A 17258-nucleotide genomic window follows, 5' to 3' on the forward strand; every position below is an offset into this window, starting at 1 on the left:
AGGCATGTTGGATCCGTTAGAATATAAAAGGATATAATGACCCATGGAAGCCCGCATCATTACAGATCGCCAGCAGTGGAACGACTTTATTGCCTCGTCCCCCTGCTGCAACATCACTCAATCCTATGAGTGGGGAGAACTCCCCTTGCTCGGGGTACAGGAAGTCTTGCGTGTTGGCGTGCTTGATGACTCGGGCAAGTTATGCGCAGGAATGATGGTACTCGTATCGCGCGCGCCCGTGATCAGACAGGTCTATCTCTACTCCCCACGCGGTCCCGTCATCACTGATCCTCAATCGCCCGCGATGACCGTCCTGCTCAACTTTGTGCGAGCTGAGGCACGCAAGCGCGGCGCCTTCATGCTCAAGGTCGAGCCAAGTGTGGCCACAGAGAATCGTGAATGGCAGACCGCCATGCAGCGCTTCGGTTTTCGCACCAATCCCCATCATATGCATATCCGTCATGAGTGGGTGCTCGACATCAGCCCCGCTGAGAAGGGCATTCTCTCCGGTATGAAGGAGAAGTGGCGCTATAACATTCGCCTGGCTGGTCGCAAAGGCATTACCGTCCGCCGTGGCGAGACCGAGGCGGACCTGGAGAAGTTCTACAGCATCTATGAGGTCACCAGCGAGCGCGATAGCTTCTTCATCAACAGCAAGGAATTCTATCGCCAGTACCTGGACCTCTACAAAGAGGGGGACCGCGTGGCCCTCTTCCTGGCCGAGTACGAGGGGAAGCCCATCGCGGGCACCATCATTAGCGTCCTGGGCGAGTGGAGTTGGTACATGTACGGTGCCTCCTCCAACGAGCAGCGTAACCTGATGCCCAACCACCTGCTGCAATGGACCAGCATGCAGTGGGCCAAATCTAAAGGTGCTAAGTACTACAATTTCCGGGGTATTCCCGATGTGCTTGAGGAGGGCCAGGAGCTGTGGGGCGTCTACCAGTTTAAGCGTGGCTTCGGCGGCTATCCCATCCGTTTCTTCCCCACGCAGGACCTTATCTACAATCCCATCGTCTACCAGGCCTACCGCGCCCTACTCGACTTCAAGCACTGGCGCGACGAGCGGCAGTTCAAGAAGGCCGCAGTTGAGTCCGCCAGAGAGCGCGAACCCCAGAAGCCAGAAGAGAAAACGCCCGTCCAGGCATAGCAGAGAAAAATATGTTAAAGGCGAGGTCCACGGACCTCGCCTTCGACATATCCCGGAGATAGAAGCTACTATTTCACTGACTGGATGAAGTCGCGCACCGCCTGGTTAAAGGCCTCAGGCTGCTCCATAGTGACCATGTGCGCGCCGCCCTCCAGCGTCAACGTCTGGACGTTTGGCAGAGCATCTGTCAACTTTGAGACAATGCTAAAGCGCTCAGGCCAGTCCAGGTCGCCCACGATAGCCAGGGTCGGAGCGGTAATCTCGCGCAGGCGCTCGCAAGCTGCAGGATCAAGATTAATCACATCCGCGTCCTCGGGTATCTCGACGCCAAAGGCCTGATACTGCATCTCGTACACTCGCTGACGCACGACGGGATCGACCTCCTGGGGCGAGCGTTTGGGGCCATCCACCCACATGCGCATATTCAGCTCGGTCGCCCCTGCGACATCCCCTTTCTCCAGCAGAGCCTCCTCTTGCTCAGAGAAACGCTCAACCTCCTCATCTGACTTAAGGCCGCCCACGCTTGGCGCGACCAGGGTCAGCGAGGCCACTGAGTCTGGATTGGTCAGGGCTAAGTCGATGGCAACCTTTCCACCATAGGAGCACGCCACCACATGGGCTCTGGTGATATTCAGATAGCCCAGGAGCAGCGAGGGGTCTTCGTAGTTCGCGAAACCTCTGGCAGGATAAGCGGACTTGCCAAAGCCACGCAGATCATAGCGAATAAGTTGATAATCGGGCGCGAAGGCCGCGAACTGCTCATCCCACATCCGGCAATCGGCGACCCCAGCGTGAATGAATAATATGGGAATATTGCTAACGGGCCGCTCTGGCCCGGCGATCTCATAGTAAAGTGGCGCCCCCTGCGCGTGGAGATGGCCTGTTTTTTGAAGAGTAAATTCTTTCATGTTGCAATGTTCCTGTTCTATTTTTCTCAATTTTTACAGCATACAGCTGTATATGTCATGCCACAGACACAACATTACTTATGCGGTTAAAGAGGTAATCAACCTGATCGAGAAACGGGGCAGGAACTCGCACATACCGCTCCCGCGCAACCATCATAATGGCGTTATAGCGCGAGAAGGAAGAGGTAGGAGTCACACAGCCCGGTCTCGATAGGCAGAGCAAACACTTGTTTTGCCTGATACACTGGCGTGCCTCCTTTCTGTCTAGAGTGGGGCGCAAACACACAAAAACCATATCGGCGCTTGCGCATATGCTGAGTATATCACAAGCATTGTGTAATGGCAAGGAAGTGATGCCTTTATTTATAGATAAGGGGATGTGGTGGAGAATGACCTGCGGCCATTCTCCACCACATCCCCTTACCAGGCGAGCCACATAGTGGCGAGAAGTCTTAGGTAGAAGCAGCTATATATAACTATGCGTCGGCGAAGAGGCTGCTGACCGATTCGCCGTTGTGAATGCGGCGGATGGTCTCCGATAGCAGGGGCGCCATGGAGATGACAGTCATGTTGGGGAGGCGCTTCTCCTCGGGAATAGGCACGGTGTTGGTCGCGACGATCTCATCGATATCCTCCTGGCTGCCCAGGCGCTCGATAGCCTTGCCGCTAAAGACACCATGTGTGCAGGCGACAGAAATGCGGCGTACATTGCGCTCGCGCAAGCGATCCAGGATCTCGATAATCGTACCGCCATTGGCGATCTCGTCGTCGATGACGATCACGTCTCGTCCCTCGACATCGCCCACGATAGTATCGATAATCACCTTGTTGTCATCGACGCGGCGCTTGCTACCAGCCGCGACGGGTACCTTTAACAGGCGCGCGAAGTGCGAGGCCGCCTTAGCATTGCCCAGGTCGGGCGAAACGACCACCGTATTGCTCAGATCGCGGTTGCGGAAGTGCTGAGCCAGGACATTCAACGCATTGAGATGATCCGTTGGTACGCTAAAGAAGCCATGCACCTGGGACGCGTGCAGCGTCATGACCAGCACCCGGTTGGCGCCGGCGGTCGCCAGCAGGTCCGCGACCAGGCGGCCAGCGATAGAGATACGCGAGGTATCCTTCTTGTCAGAGCGCGCATAGGCATAATACGGGATAACTGCCGTTGTGCGAGCAGCAGACGAGCCTCGCGCCGCATCGAGCATCAACAACAGCTCCATCAGATGATCCTGCACCGGTGGCACAAGAGGCTGGATCAAAAATACATCGCTTTCACGGCAGTTCGCGTTCAGCTGGACATGCAGACAGTCATTACCAAAGCGCCGAATCGTCGTTGGCGATAGTGGCACCTCTAGATGATGACAAATCTCACGAGCCAGCTCGACATGAGCACTTCCACTGAAAATGGTGATTTCACGCATTTATATGTCCTCTTTGTCCCTCTGCTTTTATAGATACTTCTTTATCTTCACACCAAAGAAGCACTGTCAGTTTTGAAGTTGAATATATAGAGCCAGGGCAGCTGCCTTCACCTCATAAAACGTCTTGACACGATATATTTCACCGGGCATAGTATACAAACACCTTCCCTACTAACCTCCCACCAATAGATATCTGCCCCCCAAGTATAAGAGTATACACACATTCTATCGGCAATGTGCCAGTGTCGGTACAGGGAGAATAGCGACAAGGCGCCAGGCAGCTTGCTAGTTGTTCAGCTAAGAATTATACCAAAAACTCCTATCGCCATGCCAATCGAGTGGTTTCAGTTAAGATGATGAGGCTGATGTTCGCGGGCCATGGCCCGCGAACATCAGCCTCATCATCTTACTCTACTATGGGGAAAACGGCTAACCTTTTCTAGTTGGCGTCCGCCATGAGTTCTGGGACCGTGACAAGCTTAAAGCCGCGCTGTTGCAGGCCGGTGATAATGCGAGGGAGGGCCGCGATAGTCTGCGAACGGTCTCCACCGCCATCATGCATGAGGATGATGCTTCCATTTCCGGCATTATTCAATGCGGTATTCACAATCGCATCCACGCCCGGCATTTGCCAGTCCTCGGTATCAATGGACCACAGCACTGGTGTCATATGCAACATATTGGCCTGCTGCTTTACCGTGTCATTAATGGCCCCATAGGGAGGGCGGAACAGTACTGGCGCGGTACCAGTAGCGCTCTTTATCGCGTCAGAGGTCATATGCAATTGCGTGTATATATCCTGCGCGGACAGGGTTGTGAGATCGGGATGGCTCCAGGTGTGATTTCCCACCACGTTACCGTTCCGCAACTCCTGATTTACCAGGTCTGGAGTCTCCTGTACCTGCTGGCCAATACAGAAAAAGGTAGCTTTGATCCCATATTTTTGCAGAATATCGAGCACCTGCGCGGTATAGGCCGCACTCGGACCATCGTCAAAGGTCAATGCAATTTCGTTGACCGCATCGCTTCCCTGAGAGAAGACGCTCGCTTTCACCGCGGGCGGAATAGGCTTTGTCTCATCTTTGATAGGCGTTGGTGTCGGAGTGGTTGCCGCAGCTTGCGCCGAAGCCCTATGCGCAGAGTTGGGATAGGTGATTATATAGGAGGCCCAGGCGCCAAGCCCTACGATTAGCAGGAGGGTCGTCATTATCATCTTTTTCATAGCCGTTTTCTCACATATACTTTTTATTTTTTACATCGGCATATTTAAACTTATTCATTAAAACAGCAGGTGTTGCGAGAGATCTTGTTGATAGGTTTCTCTTGTCTCTCTTGTCAAGAAGCATACCCGGAGAATGAATGGTTGAGTATGATATATATCACAATTTGTCTTGAGATGGGGGAATATGAGATGCAGTTCACAAATTCAGAGGTATAAAGTAAAGTGCGTGGGTAGGGAATTGGGCAAAGTCCGATTTCCTGCCCACGCACTTTACTTTATTTCTACACGGCTATAATAAAGTAGAATATCAACTAGCCAGCGAAGGAGGCAGCCAGGCACTATGTCTTCACCTACAACATCCAGGACCCGTGTCATCCTCGATACAGATATTGGCAGCAATATTGATGATGCGGTGTGCCTCGCTTACCTCCTCGCGCAGCCAGCGTGTGATCTCCTGGGTATTACCACAGTCACAGGGGAACCGTATCTACGCGCCATGCTCGCCAGTAGTCTCTGCAATGCCGTGGATAAGGATATTCCCATCTATCCCGGGGTTGAGCAACCTTTGATGACACCACTACGACAGGCCCATGCCCCCCAGGCCATGGCGCTCGCTAACTGGAAACATGATGTCGACTTTCCTCATGGACAGGCCATCGCCTTTCTCAACCATACCATTCGCGCCTACCCGGGCGAGGTGATGCTGCTTGGAACCGGACCATTGACGAATATCGCTCTCCTCTTCGCTACTCAACCTGATATCCCTCAACTTCTCAAGGGCCTTATTCTGGCATGTGGCCAATACACGCTTCCTGGACGTGAATGGAATGTGCTCAATGATCCCTATGCCGCCGCCATTGTTTACCGGGCCAATGTGCCCATTCATCGTAGCGTTGGCTTTGACATCTCCGAACAGATCAGCATACCTGCCGCAGAATTCCGCGCACGTTGTCACCTACCACACCTGCGCCCGGTTCTCGATTTCGCGGAGGTCTGGTTCCAGCATAAGGAAACGATTACGTTTTACAGTTCCCTGGCCGCAGCTACGCTTTTTGATGAACAGGTCGCAACCTTCACGCCTGGCACGATTGAGGTAGAGCTCAAAGACGAAAAGCTATTAGGCAAGACCTACTGGCAGCCTGACGGCCAGGAGGCACGTCATCAGCTTGCCACAAGCGTGGATACGCAACACTTCTTCGAGCACTTCTTTGGGGTCTTTGAAGCATAAAAAAAGCCTCGCTCCATACTGGAGCGAGGCCGTCTTGCTTTGTGTTTCTCTAAACGTTGCTTGGTTCTTCGATCTGGTCAGGCTGATACTCTTCCAGGAAACGAATCACGGCACGCGTGATCTGGCTAGGTGTCGAGGCACCCGCTGTTACCGCAATCTTATGCTTGCCCTTAAGTAAGCTGAGATCTAGCTGGGAGAGATCCTCGATACGCACTGCGGGTACGCCTGCTTTCTCCTCAGAGACCTGGACCAGGCGATTGGTATTATTGCTGCGTGGATCACCCACAACTACGGTCAGGTCCGCGCCCCTGGCCTGATCAGCGACCGCTTCCTGGCGTGTCTGGGTCGCGCGACAGATATCGACATAGACCTCGGTCTGAGGATACTTGGTCTTAATATGCTGGATGACACGATGGGTATCCCAGAGCGAGAGCGTGGTCTGGGTCGAGACGGCCAGCTTCTGTAGCTGCTCCTCGCTCAATGCCAGGGCATCGACATCTGCCTCGGTTTCCACCAGGCTAATATGGCCGGGAACTTCACCTATGACCCCTTCAGGCTCGGGATGGCCCTTCTTGCCGATATAGATCACATAATAGCCCTTGGCGACCAGGTCCTTGACCAGGTCATGTGTCACCGTGACATCAGGGCAGGTCGCGTCGATGCAGTAGAGGCCACGCTCCTGGGCGCGCCGCTTCACGTCAGGCGAAACACCATGCGCGGTAAAGATCGCGGTCCCCTCCTGAATGTTCTCCAGAATCGAGAGGCGGTCAGGACCATCAACCGTGACCACGCCCATGCTTGAAAGCTCTTCGATGGCATGGCGATTATGAATAATCTGTCCAATTATATGAATAGGCCGGGGAAGAGAGGCATCCTTGGCCGCTTTACGCGCGATATTTAAGGCGTCTACAACGCCATAGCAGTAACCACGAGGCGATATTTTTATAACTTCCATTATTGTCCCTTTACCAAGCGTTCAAGCCGATCAAAACCTTCCATATATAAGACGACTTGAGTGTATCATATGGATCAAGACGCCTTCATCTCGTTTTTTACTATTATTCGGCGCAAATCCTCGGGAGTGTAGAGGCAGACCGCTGGCAATAGTCCAGCCATCTCTTCTACTGAGGGCGTGGGCGAGAGATCAAAGATAAAGAGAGGACTGCGGCGCCCCGTGCAGGCTGTCGCCAGTTTCGCGGCACTCAGCTGAATAGCAGATCCTCCATTATCCAGGGTAGGCACACTGATCAAGAGATCAACGGCAGGGAGGAGAGACACAATATGCAGTGACGTATCTTCCTGATATACCTGTCTCATCTGGGCATCGCGCAAGAGATATGAATAGGGGTTTCGTCGCTCTTCGGGGCCGATCAACAACGCGGATCGACCTTGTAAGCCCCCCAGGCAAGCCTCAGCAATAGACACCACCTGTGGTGCGATATTAAACATAAAAATGGTGCTCCTCTACCCTGGTTACACAACCAGATCCCCATCTAGAAGATGCAGTTATTGGCCAATTAAGGTCCTTTAGATGGAGGTCCTTTAGAAAAATACGTACGTTTATACTATAGCAAACCCGGTCCAACAGCCATCAGGTACCCACCCTATTTGCTGTACAGTTTCCACCTAAGTTTAGGAACAAAACCGTTATCGTGCTTTCTTCCCTCTGAGTGCCGCAAGCTCGAAACCCTTACCTGCCTGGCAGGCTTGGGAAGAGCATATATACTTACAGTAGAAGCAACACAAGATGTTAGCCAGAAGCACAAGCAATTATAGACCTGTAACCTTAAACGTAGTTATACACGACAACCAGCCATGTGCACAAAACTGGCAAGAAGCTCAAACACGCCTGGCAAGCCCATGCGGCAACCATACTCCATCTGGATAGGCGCCATATAAAAACCTACAGATTTACAGTATGGTAGATGCTCGCCAGGTAAGGTAGATACCGCGCACCCTGATCGCACTACTGGCCTGAAGTCAGCCAGCCCGATAGAACACATCCCAGACAAATCTCAAGCACAAAGCAAAGCGCGGATACCAGGGGCAAGCAACCAGGCACTATAGCTCGGACATGCAAGCTCGCCAGCAACGCTCATGGCCTTTTCTAGCAGAACAGGGCATTCGCTATGGACCAGCGAGAAGAGGGTGCATCGCAGCCTGGCGTACGGATTGCGAATGTAGTGCTGCAACATTTTTATGAGGACAATATCGGCTTGATTTACCGATATATGTACAGTAAGGTAGGCAATCGAGAAGAGGCGGAGGACCTAACCTCACAAACATTTATGAAAGCCGTACATGGGCTGGATCAAGAACGCTCGCCTCAAAGCATGCAGAATTGGCTGTTTCGCATCGCGCAGACCACTCTGGCAGACTACTGGCGTATCCATTATCGCGTTCCTACCAGTTCATTAGAAGCATTGCTAGAGGCGGGCTGGGAGGGACCTATGGATGAGAATAAGGAGACGCAGACACCATCGGCCTCCTCCCTTCAGGCCACAGAGTATGTACGACGCATCTTACAGGCCCTTCCAGACCACTACCGCGATGTACTCATTTACCGTTTCCTCTTAAATCTCTCGATTAAAGAGACGGCCACAAAGATGGATCTGACTGAGGCCAACGTGAAAGTGCTTCAGTTCCGCGCACTCAGGCGCGCGGCCGAACTTGAAAAAATACTTGTAGAGCAGTAGAACAGTAGAACGACACCAGGAACAACGATTATGTCAGACGAGGACCAGGACCTTCTTGTAGAATACGCCGAGCTAGAACACTATATCGAGGCTTTACGCATGGAATGCCCAGCACAGCCCCCCCGGCTCCCTCCTGGGCAACTTCCCGTGCTACGCATGTATTCATGCTTACGCGCCGCCGCAGCCAAAGATATAACGCCCTGCCCCTTCTTTGTAGAGCGCTTGCAGCAAGAACTCCTCTCGTCCCTCACAACCCAAACGAAGCAGTTTGCATCTGATCAAAAAACTTTAGATTTAGACAGGACCACCTCACCACTGCCCACGCCAATCCCAACCAGCCAAACTCCTCATATATCTACGCCTCGCCCTAAACGGGAACTCTCACGCCGCTCGCTGCTAACGAATAGCGCGGTAGCCGCGGCCTCTCTTGCCGCAGGAGCCACGTTCGGCTCCATACTTACCAGGCAAGCCAATAGTAATCCGCCGCCGCATCAAAAAGGCCAGGGATATGCCACCAAGATCGTCCCCGATAACATCCCCTCACACTGGGAACCCATCGCGCACCTCGACCAACTAAAAGAAGAAGCACTACGCTTCCAAACTGAGGCCTTCGCGGGCTACATTGTACGCTATGACCAGGACGATGGGCAGGAAGCGGGCAAGATTGTAGCCTTAATGGCGACTTGTCCCCATATGGGATGCCTGCTACAATGGGATAGCGATGGACGTTGCTTCGCCTGCCCCTGTCATGGCGGCCTCTTTAGCAAGTATGGGGATCCTATGCGAGGCCCCGTGCTCTACCTGGCGGCACTCCCTCGCCTGGAAACTCGCATTCAAGATAACCAGGTGTACGTCAAAGTACCCGGCGCAGGTAAAAAAGCATGAAGCCATACTTACGCAGAAATATGTTGGTTCTCGCCGTGGGAATCGGCTTTCTCCTTCTCGTGGCCTGGTTTGGCGCGTTTATCAGTAATGTTGAGTCTCAAAAGGCACCCACCGCCCATGTTCAGAGCAAACAGGTGGGGGCCTACACGATCACGCTCCAGGTCGATCCCAATCCCCCTGTAACGACCCATCCAGCCACCCTCGCGTTTCAGATCGTACGTACAGGCAAACAGCAACTTGTGACAAACGCGCATCTCTTCGTTAGCGGAGACATGGAGGAGATGAATATGCAAACGACACAGGCCGAGGCGCAGCGCCAGAGCAATGGCGTCTATACCATGCGCCTGCAATTCTCCATGAGTGGGACCTGGTTGCTACGCGTGCGTCTTGAAGTACCCGGCTCTCCCGCGCAAGACACCAGCTTCGAAGTCACCGTCCAGTAGCACTGCGCCCCTCTCTTCCTGGCGTACTCCGCTAACCCGTGCTATATAATGAGAGAGCTTATCTTTGCTGCCATAACGCACACACCCGTAGAAGGCCGTAGATATATATTAGATATATATTGGGAGCACATCAATTATGAACCGCCATCGCTCTATACCCAGCCTACCTGTTGTCCTGCTGGTCATGCTGGCCCTGGCACTGAGCGCCTGTCAGCCAACCTCCACAGACGCTATGATCCATACAGGAGCCTATCCTGGTATACGCAACCTGGCTCTGACGGGCTCGCCGGGACAACAGCTGCTTGACCGCATTGCGCAGCGTCTCAATAGCGCGAAAACCCTGCATGGCAGATTCACCCTTACACTTCAGGGACGCGCAGCCACGGGTACAATCAAGCTGGAACAGTGGAGCGCACAGGGAGGCAAGAGCCGGAATGAGACGCTCACCTCGACGCTGCCACAGGCGGTCGCGGGGAGCCTCACGGTGAGTGATGGCAAAAAGATGTGGCAGTATGATCCCTCACAGAAGGTGGTCTATGTAGGTCCCGCCCAGCAGAGTAGTTCTATCCTGGCTGTTCCTGGTCGCGGCCAGGTTCAGTTGCTGCTCAATACACTGCTCTCAGTATTTGGCAGCAGCGCTGGTACGCTTGTCAGCGATAAAGCCAGCGTGGATGGCAAGGCGGCCTACCAGGTGCATGTGGTGCCCCAGGAGAGTGGTGATCAGGGTGGATCGAATACGGGGAGCTTAAGTTACCAAGGCGAGGTCTACATTGATAAAAGCAGCGAGCAGCCGTTACGCATGGATCTAACGCTCGCCAGCCTGGGGCCAGTGAGCATGCATTTTGATGCCTTCGAGCTAAACGCCCCTGTCGATTCAGGAAAGTTTACCTTTGTTGTCCCCGCGGGAGTCAAAGAGGAGGCGCTGCCCACGGCAAGCAGTAGCAATAGCGACCTGCTCTCCCTGGCCCAGGCCCAGAAGAAGGCTGGCCATCGCCTGCTGGCCATCTCGGGGGAGCATAGCGAGTACATTTTAAATGGTGTCACGACGCTTGGCACACCGAAGAATGCCATTTACCTGCTCAACTATATGCAGGGCAGCCAGGTCTTCACCATAGCTGAAGGAGCGCCCCTAGCGAACCTGGAGGGAGCAGCGGGGCAGAGCCTCAATCTTCGATCCACCAACGCTACCTTCGCGCAGATAAATAACCTAGCCAGCCTGGCCTGGACAGAAAAAGGGATCGGCATCCGTGTCACCGGGCAGCTCACCCAGGATCAAGCGACAACAATAGCTCAATTACTGATCTAATCCATTCCCCAAGGATGGACTGGCAGCATTGAGCACTGTCAATCAAGCAGGCGGGCTAATTGTGCTGGCAAGCGGTAATGATTTGCAGCGCCTGCTCACGAGCTTGCAGGCGAGTCAGCGTCACGACCTGGTGAAAGATCGCATGCCGGAGCAGGTTGCAGCGAAACGCGAAGTCGGCGTCGCGCTCACTCTCCGCGACTGTAGTCTCCAGCTTGCGGAGCTTTAACACAAAAAACGCGAGCCGTAACAGCTCAAAGTTGCGCGCCTGCTCCTCAGTGGCCATCTCGCCCCCATGCCAGAACTGCGAAATAGTAATTGAAGAGAGCGAGGAATCACCCTCGTGATGGGGAAGTAGTTTAGGTCGTATATACTTCGCCATGATATGGCCCGATTACCTTTCACACTAGGCTTGCGTGTCGCATTCATCATCAACAATCCGCCACCCCTCCCTGAATGGACTCTAGCATTACCCTCCGTTAAACACAAGAGTGTGAAGAAGTAAAGATGGCTCACGCATCGGTTAAGAAATCGCTACAATACAAAGCAAACATTTAAGAGGTATCGCCCCATGAAATCCCGCTTCGCTCTTATCTCATCGGCCAGGATAGAGGTTTACAATAAGTAGAGGCAACCCAGAAAATACAGAGGCAGAAAGTACTAGTAGCAACTTTTAAAAAAAGTGAGATAGCATTCTTTAGTATGTCGAATGGCTTCGAGAAGTGAGAGGGGCCAGGACGTCTCCTCGCCTTTTCGCGCTTTATAGTGCGCTGCCATAATTCACTGAGCTTCATGGTGTCCCACTTGGGGGATAAAGTGGCAATGATCGGCAAAATGGTTTACAATGCCCCTGAAACCTGTGTCACACATCGATGTAGAATAAGTGGTGTGGTGCGCGGTGATAGCCTGCGCACCACACCACTTACCCGAAATAACTTGCACATGGGGATAGCTAGCATAACCGAGGGAGAGGATTTTATGGCGGCAGAATGTTCATTTGATATAGTCTCAGAGTACGATGAGCAGGAGCTCGTAAACGCAATCGACCAGGCACGCCGCGAAGTGCAGACGCGTTTCGATCTAAAAGACACTAAAACTGAGATTGCACAGACTAAAGATACCATTGTCATCAACACCGAAAGCACACTCACGCTCAAGGGTGTGCGCGATATCCTCGAGTCAAAGGCGGTCCGTCGCGGCCTATCATTGAAGATCTTCAAGCCGGGTAAAGAGGAAGACGCGGCCTCGGGACGAGTACGCCAGGTTATTGAACTGCAACAGGGAATTGCGCAAGATCTCGCGAAAAGTATTACCAAAACCATTCGCGATAAATATCCCAAGGTCAAGCCACAGATTCAGGGCGAGGCTATTCGCGTTTCAGCCAAGAGCCGCGATGAGCTCCAGGCTGTCATTGCGCTCCTGAAAGAGAAAGATCTTCCCGTTCCCCTCCAGTTCATAAATTACCGCAGCTAATCTCTTATGCTTCTATATGGGCAGGAAGTCCCAGAAGTATGCCAACCGTCGAGGCAACCATGCCAAAGAGAGACACAAGCAACGTTTACTTCAATGAGCCTGGGAGGAATGACGTCTACAACAGGCGCTTCCTCCTCCCAGGCACGCGGCAAGAAGGCTTCGCGTCTCTAGCCAGGGGAGAGACAAACACGAGAGAGTTGTCGGAGGCATGGTCTCCTACCACATGGTAGAGCGCCGATATCTAAACGCGCTCTGATCCCCCTACAAAATGGTGTAGAACCGCTTACAGGGCCATTTTTGCCTTGTGAAGCATTCAAGCGAACGCACGTTTTCTTCCCTGGTTCTGTCTCAAGTACTTTAGTACCAAAACAAGTGTCCAGGTGGGATATTTGTAGTACGCTAACTTCTGACTAGGCTAAGCTTGACTCATTGAATCGCCTTCCTAGCCTCAGAGATGCATGTGCGATAGTCATGATATGTAGTTCTCTCGATTGAGAAAGTTGATTTTATGCCTGGGAACCGACAAGTCTTTAGTACAGCCGTCAATGCTGCCGACCGCTATCGCTGGGATAGCCAGTGGGGGACAGCATTATATGAATATCAGCAGGCACTCAAAGAGTTCCCAGAAGATGTGACCGCGCGTAGTGGGGCGGGTTTCTGCTATATGCAGATGAAGCAGTGGCAAAAGGCACTCGAAGAATATGCCTTCGCGCTCCAGCGCGATCCAAGCAATGTCATTGCTTTAAGCAAGACTGCGGAACTCTATGGCATACTCAATAGACGCCAGGATGCGTATCAAGCTTATTTACACCTGGCAGATCTCTATTCTCAAGCTGGCCAGGGCGCGCGCGCCGAAGCGGCCTGGCAAAAAGCGGTTCAGCTTTCTCCCAGAAGCCCCGAGCCTCACGAGCGCCTGGCAAGCTACTACTTTGAAAAAAAAGATATCGCGGCCATGCTTCAGCAACGCCTGGCTGCCGCGCAAGGCTATATAGAGCAGCAGGATCTGGCCGCCGCACGTACACAATGCGAAGAAGTCTTAAGAGCCGATGGGTCGAACCTTCAAGCGAAGCAGCTACTGGCCAATATTACAAATACCATGAATGGACCGCTAGCGGCAGCAGGTCCCCCGGGGAACGAGGTCTTTCCAGAGGCCCGGGCCGCTTCCCCCGGCTCTACACAGACACAGCAAGCAGCACAAAAAGCGCAAACACCTTTTTCCGATAATTTTCTAGCCGATACTGTTTCATCGGATAATATCAGCGGAGGTAACACTGGCATCATGGGTAACATGGGTAGCATGGGCAACTTCGGTGGGGTGGGTCCAGACTCATCCCAGGTACTCAATAGACCTGTAGGCGCGCCTCGCAATCGTATTACAGCTAACCAGGTCACAGAGGTCTTGAAGCAGGCCCAGATTTTTCAAGACCAGGGTCGTTTCAATGATGCTATCGACCTCTGTGAGCAGATTCTGGAGAGCGGCTTCGATAGGCCAGACGCCCGCTATTTTCTTGGCTGGCTTTATCAAGAACAACAGCGCTGGGATGACGCAATCAACCAGTTCCAGTTGCTCCTTAACGATCCAGATTATGCGCTCTCTTGCTATTACGCACTCGGTCAGTGTTACCGTGCGCGTGGCGATTTGCGTACAGCCACCATCCACTTTGACGAGGCAGTCGACCGCGTCAACCTCGATGCACTAACCGTTGAGGAGTCTGACCAGCTGGTTCAGCTCTGTCAAGAGGCAGCAGAAGCCCACCGTTTGCTGGGTGAGCAAGAACAGGCCATGACGGTCTATAACGCTTTGCTGGGTTTCTTACGCAGCCGGGGCTGGAACGACAAGGTCGCGCAGGTGGAGTTCATGCTCCAACAGGCCCAGAACGCGCCTTTGCCAACGCGGCCGGTCACGCCGCCACCCGCGCAGCAGCCACCACAGCAGGCACCTGCACAAACCATCTCTGAAGCCTCGACGATGATGTTTAATACCGCGAATATCAATAACGCGCTTAACACGCCGCAGGCCCCTCATGCACCCCAACAGCCACAGGCTCCGCAGCCCGCGCCTCAGCCTCAAGGTCAGAGCGTGGTCGGCGAGCTTCCCGACTGGCTGACTGGTATCATTGGCGAGAACGAGCAGCCACCACAGCCGCTGCCACAGCAGCCGGTCGCACAAGTGCCAACCTCGACATCCTGGCTCACAGATGATCCTAAGCCGGCTCCCGCGGCTGACAACCTGGCTCAGCTTCAGCAGCAGCCCGCGTCGCAACCGCTGGCTCAACTGCAACAACAGCAGCCTGCGTCGCAGCCGCTGGCACCCAGCCATGTTCAGCCCTCAGCCGCTGAACAACTGGCCGCGCTCCAGCAGGAACTATCGGCACCCATTCAGCCAGTGGCGCCGATTCCTGCGCCGGCATCGGCCTCACAACCAATGCAAGCGGTTCCACCTGTACAGCAGCCTGCCGCGCCACCTATCCCTACCGCGCAACAGATGCTACAGGCGCTGGGAACACCTCCGCTGACCGCCAGTGGAGCACCTGTTCCTCTCGAGCAGATGAATCTGATGCTGCCCGGCAGCACTCCCTCACAGGAGTATCGCGCCGTCACACCCGAGCGCAAGCAGTCAACCGAAGAGTTGCTGAGCCAGATGGCAGGAAACCAGGGCAATATGCAGGCGGCCGAGGCGGTTCTTGCCAGCACGGCCACGCTTCCCGAGAGCGTACGCTCGCAGGTTGTACGCTCCATGCGCGATATCCAAAACTACATCAATCACGGCTTACTAACGCCCGCGACTGAGGAGTGCCTGAAGGTTATCGATATGGCACCCCAATACCTGGATGTTCACCAGGTACTCTGTGAGATCTATGTCCGCCAGGGCAAGGTTGAGCAGGCCATTACCAAGTATGCCATCCTGGTCGATACCTATATCGTAAACGGGCGCATTGAGGATGCTATCGCGACCTATCGCCGCATCCTCCAGCTTGAGCCAAATAACCTGACCTATCGCATGCGCCTGATCAATCTGCTCTCCTCTCAGGGCAATAAAGAGGATCTCTTGCGCGAGCGCACCCTCGCCGCGGAATCCTACCTGCGCCTGGGCTATATGGATCGTGCGCTGACCGAGCTTGAGCAGGCCCTCCAGGAGAGTCCAACCAACGTGCCAACGCGCCTCAACTACGCTCTGGCCCTGCAAAAGCTAGGCCGTAGTCAGCAGGCGGTAGCGGAATACCAGCGCGTCCTCCAGGTTGATCCACGCAATATCACGGCCCTGGTGCGCTGGCATATCGCCCAGGTCACCAATATTGGTGCAATCCGCGCCAACACGCTTGAGGTGCTCAATCGCATTCGCTGGCAGTTGCGCGGCGAGGGGCAGAAGCACGCGGACACAGTTATCCGCGAGTACACACAGACCGCCGATATCTATCCCAACAACGCCGATGTGCATTACTCTCTCGGCCAGATCTACCAGCAGTGCGGAAACTTTGACCAGGCGCTCGACTCCTATGCACTAGCTAGCCGCGATAGCGCGGTAGAGGTACTGGCACGCGTTGGTAGCGCTCACTGCTATCTGCGCCAGGGCAAGCCAGAGGCGGCCATTCAGCAGTTCGAGCAGGCGCTACAAGCTGTGCGTCGTGCTCCTGCCTTGCTGGACCCCACCACATGGGCTGCACGCCCACGCGAAGAGGGTGAAGAGCACAAGGCACCCGAGGTCGAAATCTCACTCTTGCTAGCCCAGGCCTACAGACGTAGTGGGCGCCAGGATCAGGCCGAGAATATCATGCGCCAGGTCAAACAAGTGCGCGCCGGCAACGACGAGGTCGCTTCAACCCTGGCGGAAATCTCGGCACGTCGCCCGGATCCTTCGACCGCCGTTCGTGAGTATATGGATCTCGTCCGCCACTACCGCCAGAGTCGTCAGATCGACAATGCGCTCAAGGTGCTCAACGAACTAGTTCACCTCGCCCCCCAGGAGCCACAGGCCCACGAAGAATTGGCCGACATCTACATCAATCGTGGCCTGCTCGACGAGGGTATCGCGGAATTGCGCCTGCTAGTTGATGCCAACCTGCGCCGCAATAACACCGCCGAGGCCGCCGCGACACTTCAGCGCATCGGCAATATCTTTGACGAGACGGGCGATAGCGAGGAGGCCCTGGCTGCCTTCTGCCGCGCCGCGGAACTGGACCCCAACTCGATGGATCTGCTGCGTGAGGTGGTTGGCTTCTGCTTCCGAGTCGGGCATCCCCAGGAAGCGGCCAGGTACCAGGCTGTTATCGCTCGCCACTACTTCGAGACCCAGCAGGTCAAAGAGGCTGTGGCCGCGCTACAGCAATTGATTACGATTGATCGCAACAACTTCGACGCCTACGATATGCTTGGTCAGACCTACCAGGCCGTTGGCGAGTATGAACAGGCCAGCCGCGTTTATCGCAACCTGGCCAAGATCAATCCCGGCAGCTCAATCGCTCGCGAGCGCCTGGCAACCCTCCAGGAACTTCGCGCTGGCTTATAGTGAAGACAAAAAGAAGCGCTGG

General features: G+C 54.2%; 14 protein-coding genes. 8 read left to right on the forward strand and 6 right to left on the reverse strand.

The genetic code is table 11. The features are described 5' to 3' along the window. Positions 1-43: 43 nt before the first annotated feature. Positions 44-1150, forward strand: a complete 1107-nt coding sequence (locus tag KRAC_RS14935; RefSeq protein WP_007908298.1) for a lipid II:glycine glycyltransferase FemX — start codon at positions 44-46, stop codon at positions 1148-1150. Positions 1151-1218: 68 nt separating this feature from the next. Here the strand turns inward: KRAC_RS14935 and KRAC_RS14940 are convergent, their stop codons facing one another. The 3 genes from KRAC_RS14940 to KRAC_RS14950 form a co-directional block, all read right to left on the reverse strand. Continuing rightward, entirely contained in the window at positions 1219-2058 is an 840-nt protein-coding gene (locus KRAC_RS14940; protein WP_007908300.1) for an alpha/beta fold hydrolase, read from the reverse strand. Between the two features lie 476 nt (positions 2059-2534). Then, the gene (locus KRAC_RS14945) at positions 2535-3479 is read right to left on the reverse strand and encodes a ribose-phosphate diphosphokinase (protein WP_007908302.1); all 945 of its coding nucleotides are present in this window, start codon (positions 3477-3479) and stop codon (positions 2535-2537) included. Between the two features lie 439 nt (positions 3480-3918). Next, complete coding sequence (locus KRAC_RS14950; protein ID WP_007908304.1) at positions 3919-4701, reverse strand: polysaccharide deacetylase family protein; 783 nt, start codon at positions 4699-4701, stop codon at positions 3919-3921. 340 nt (positions 4702-5041) lie between these two features. On the opposite strand from KRAC_RS14950, the gene KRAC_RS14955 reads away from it, so the two are divergent. Then, positions 5042-5929, forward strand: coding sequence for a nucleoside hydrolase (locus KRAC_RS14955; RefSeq protein WP_007908307.1), 888 nt, complete (start codon positions 5042-5044; stop codon positions 5927-5929). Between the two features lie 49 nt (positions 5930-5978). Here the strand turns inward: KRAC_RS14955 and KRAC_RS14960 are convergent, their stop codons facing one another. Both KRAC_RS14960 and KRAC_RS14965 read right to left on the reverse strand, forming a co-directional pair. Then, positions 5979-6884, reverse strand: coding sequence for a 4-hydroxy-3-methylbut-2-enyl diphosphate reductase (locus tag KRAC_RS14960; RefSeq protein ID WP_007908309.1), 906 nt, complete (start codon positions 6882-6884; stop codon positions 5979-5981). A 74-nt stretch (positions 6885-6958) separates the two neighbouring features. Beyond that, positions 6959-7378, reverse strand: a complete 420-nt coding sequence (locus tag KRAC_RS14965; RefSeq protein WP_007908311.1) for a glutamyl-tRNA reductase — start codon at positions 7376-7378, stop codon at positions 6959-6961. Positions 7379-8058: 680 nt separating this feature from the next. Between KRAC_RS14965 and KRAC_RS14970 the strand changes: the two genes are divergently transcribed. From KRAC_RS14970 to KRAC_RS14985, 4 genes are all read left to right on the forward strand, one after another. Further along, entirely contained in the window at positions 8059-8625 is a 567-nt protein-coding gene (locus tag KRAC_RS14970; RefSeq protein WP_007908313.1) for an RNA polymerase sigma factor, read from the forward strand. A gap of 30 nt (positions 8626-8655) precedes the next feature. Beyond that, entirely contained in the window at positions 8656-9510 is an 855-nt protein-coding gene (locus KRAC_RS61610) for a QcrA and Rieske domain-containing protein (RefSeq protein ID WP_007908314.1), read from the forward strand. Then, positions 9507-9953 (forward strand): FixH family protein, encoded by a 447-nt coding sequence (locus tag KRAC_RS14980; RefSeq protein WP_007908316.1) that lies wholly within the window; start codon positions 9507-9509, stop codon positions 9951-9953. Before KRAC_RS61610 ends, KRAC_RS14980 begins: the two co-directional genes overlap by 4 nt. A 136-nt stretch (positions 9954-10089) precedes the next feature. Further along, positions 10090-11259, forward strand: coding sequence for a LolA family protein (locus KRAC_RS14985; protein WP_007908318.1), 1170 nt, complete (start codon positions 10090-10092; stop codon positions 11257-11259). 55 nt (positions 11260-11314) lie between these two features. Here KRAC_RS14985 and KRAC_RS14990 read toward each other — a convergent pair whose 3' ends face one another. Beyond that, a complete protein-coding gene (locus tag KRAC_RS14990; RefSeq protein WP_007908320.1) occupies positions 11315-11638 on the reverse strand; it encodes a hypothetical protein in 324 nt (107 codons plus the stop codon). Between the two features lie 596 nt (positions 11639-12234). Here KRAC_RS14990 and KRAC_RS14995 point away from each other — a divergent pair. After that, on the forward strand, positions 12235-12729 hold the full coding sequence (locus KRAC_RS14995; protein ID WP_040442556.1) for a YajQ family cyclic di-GMP-binding protein: 495 nt from the start codon (positions 12235-12237) through the stop codon (positions 12727-12729). A gap of 508 nt (positions 12730-13237) precedes the next feature. Then, positions 13238-17236: a tetratricopeptide repeat protein gene (locus KRAC_RS15005; protein WP_007908326.1), complete on the forward strand. Its 3999-nt coding sequence runs from the start codon at positions 13238-13240 to the stop codon at positions 17234-17236. Positions 17237-17258 lie beyond the last annotated feature (22 nt).

The organism is Ktedonobacter racemifer DSM 44963, from assembly GCF_000178855.1.
Taxonomy (GTDB): Bacteria; Chloroflexota; Ktedonobacteria; order Ktedonobacterales; family Ktedonobacteraceae; genus Ktedonobacter; species Ktedonobacter racemifer.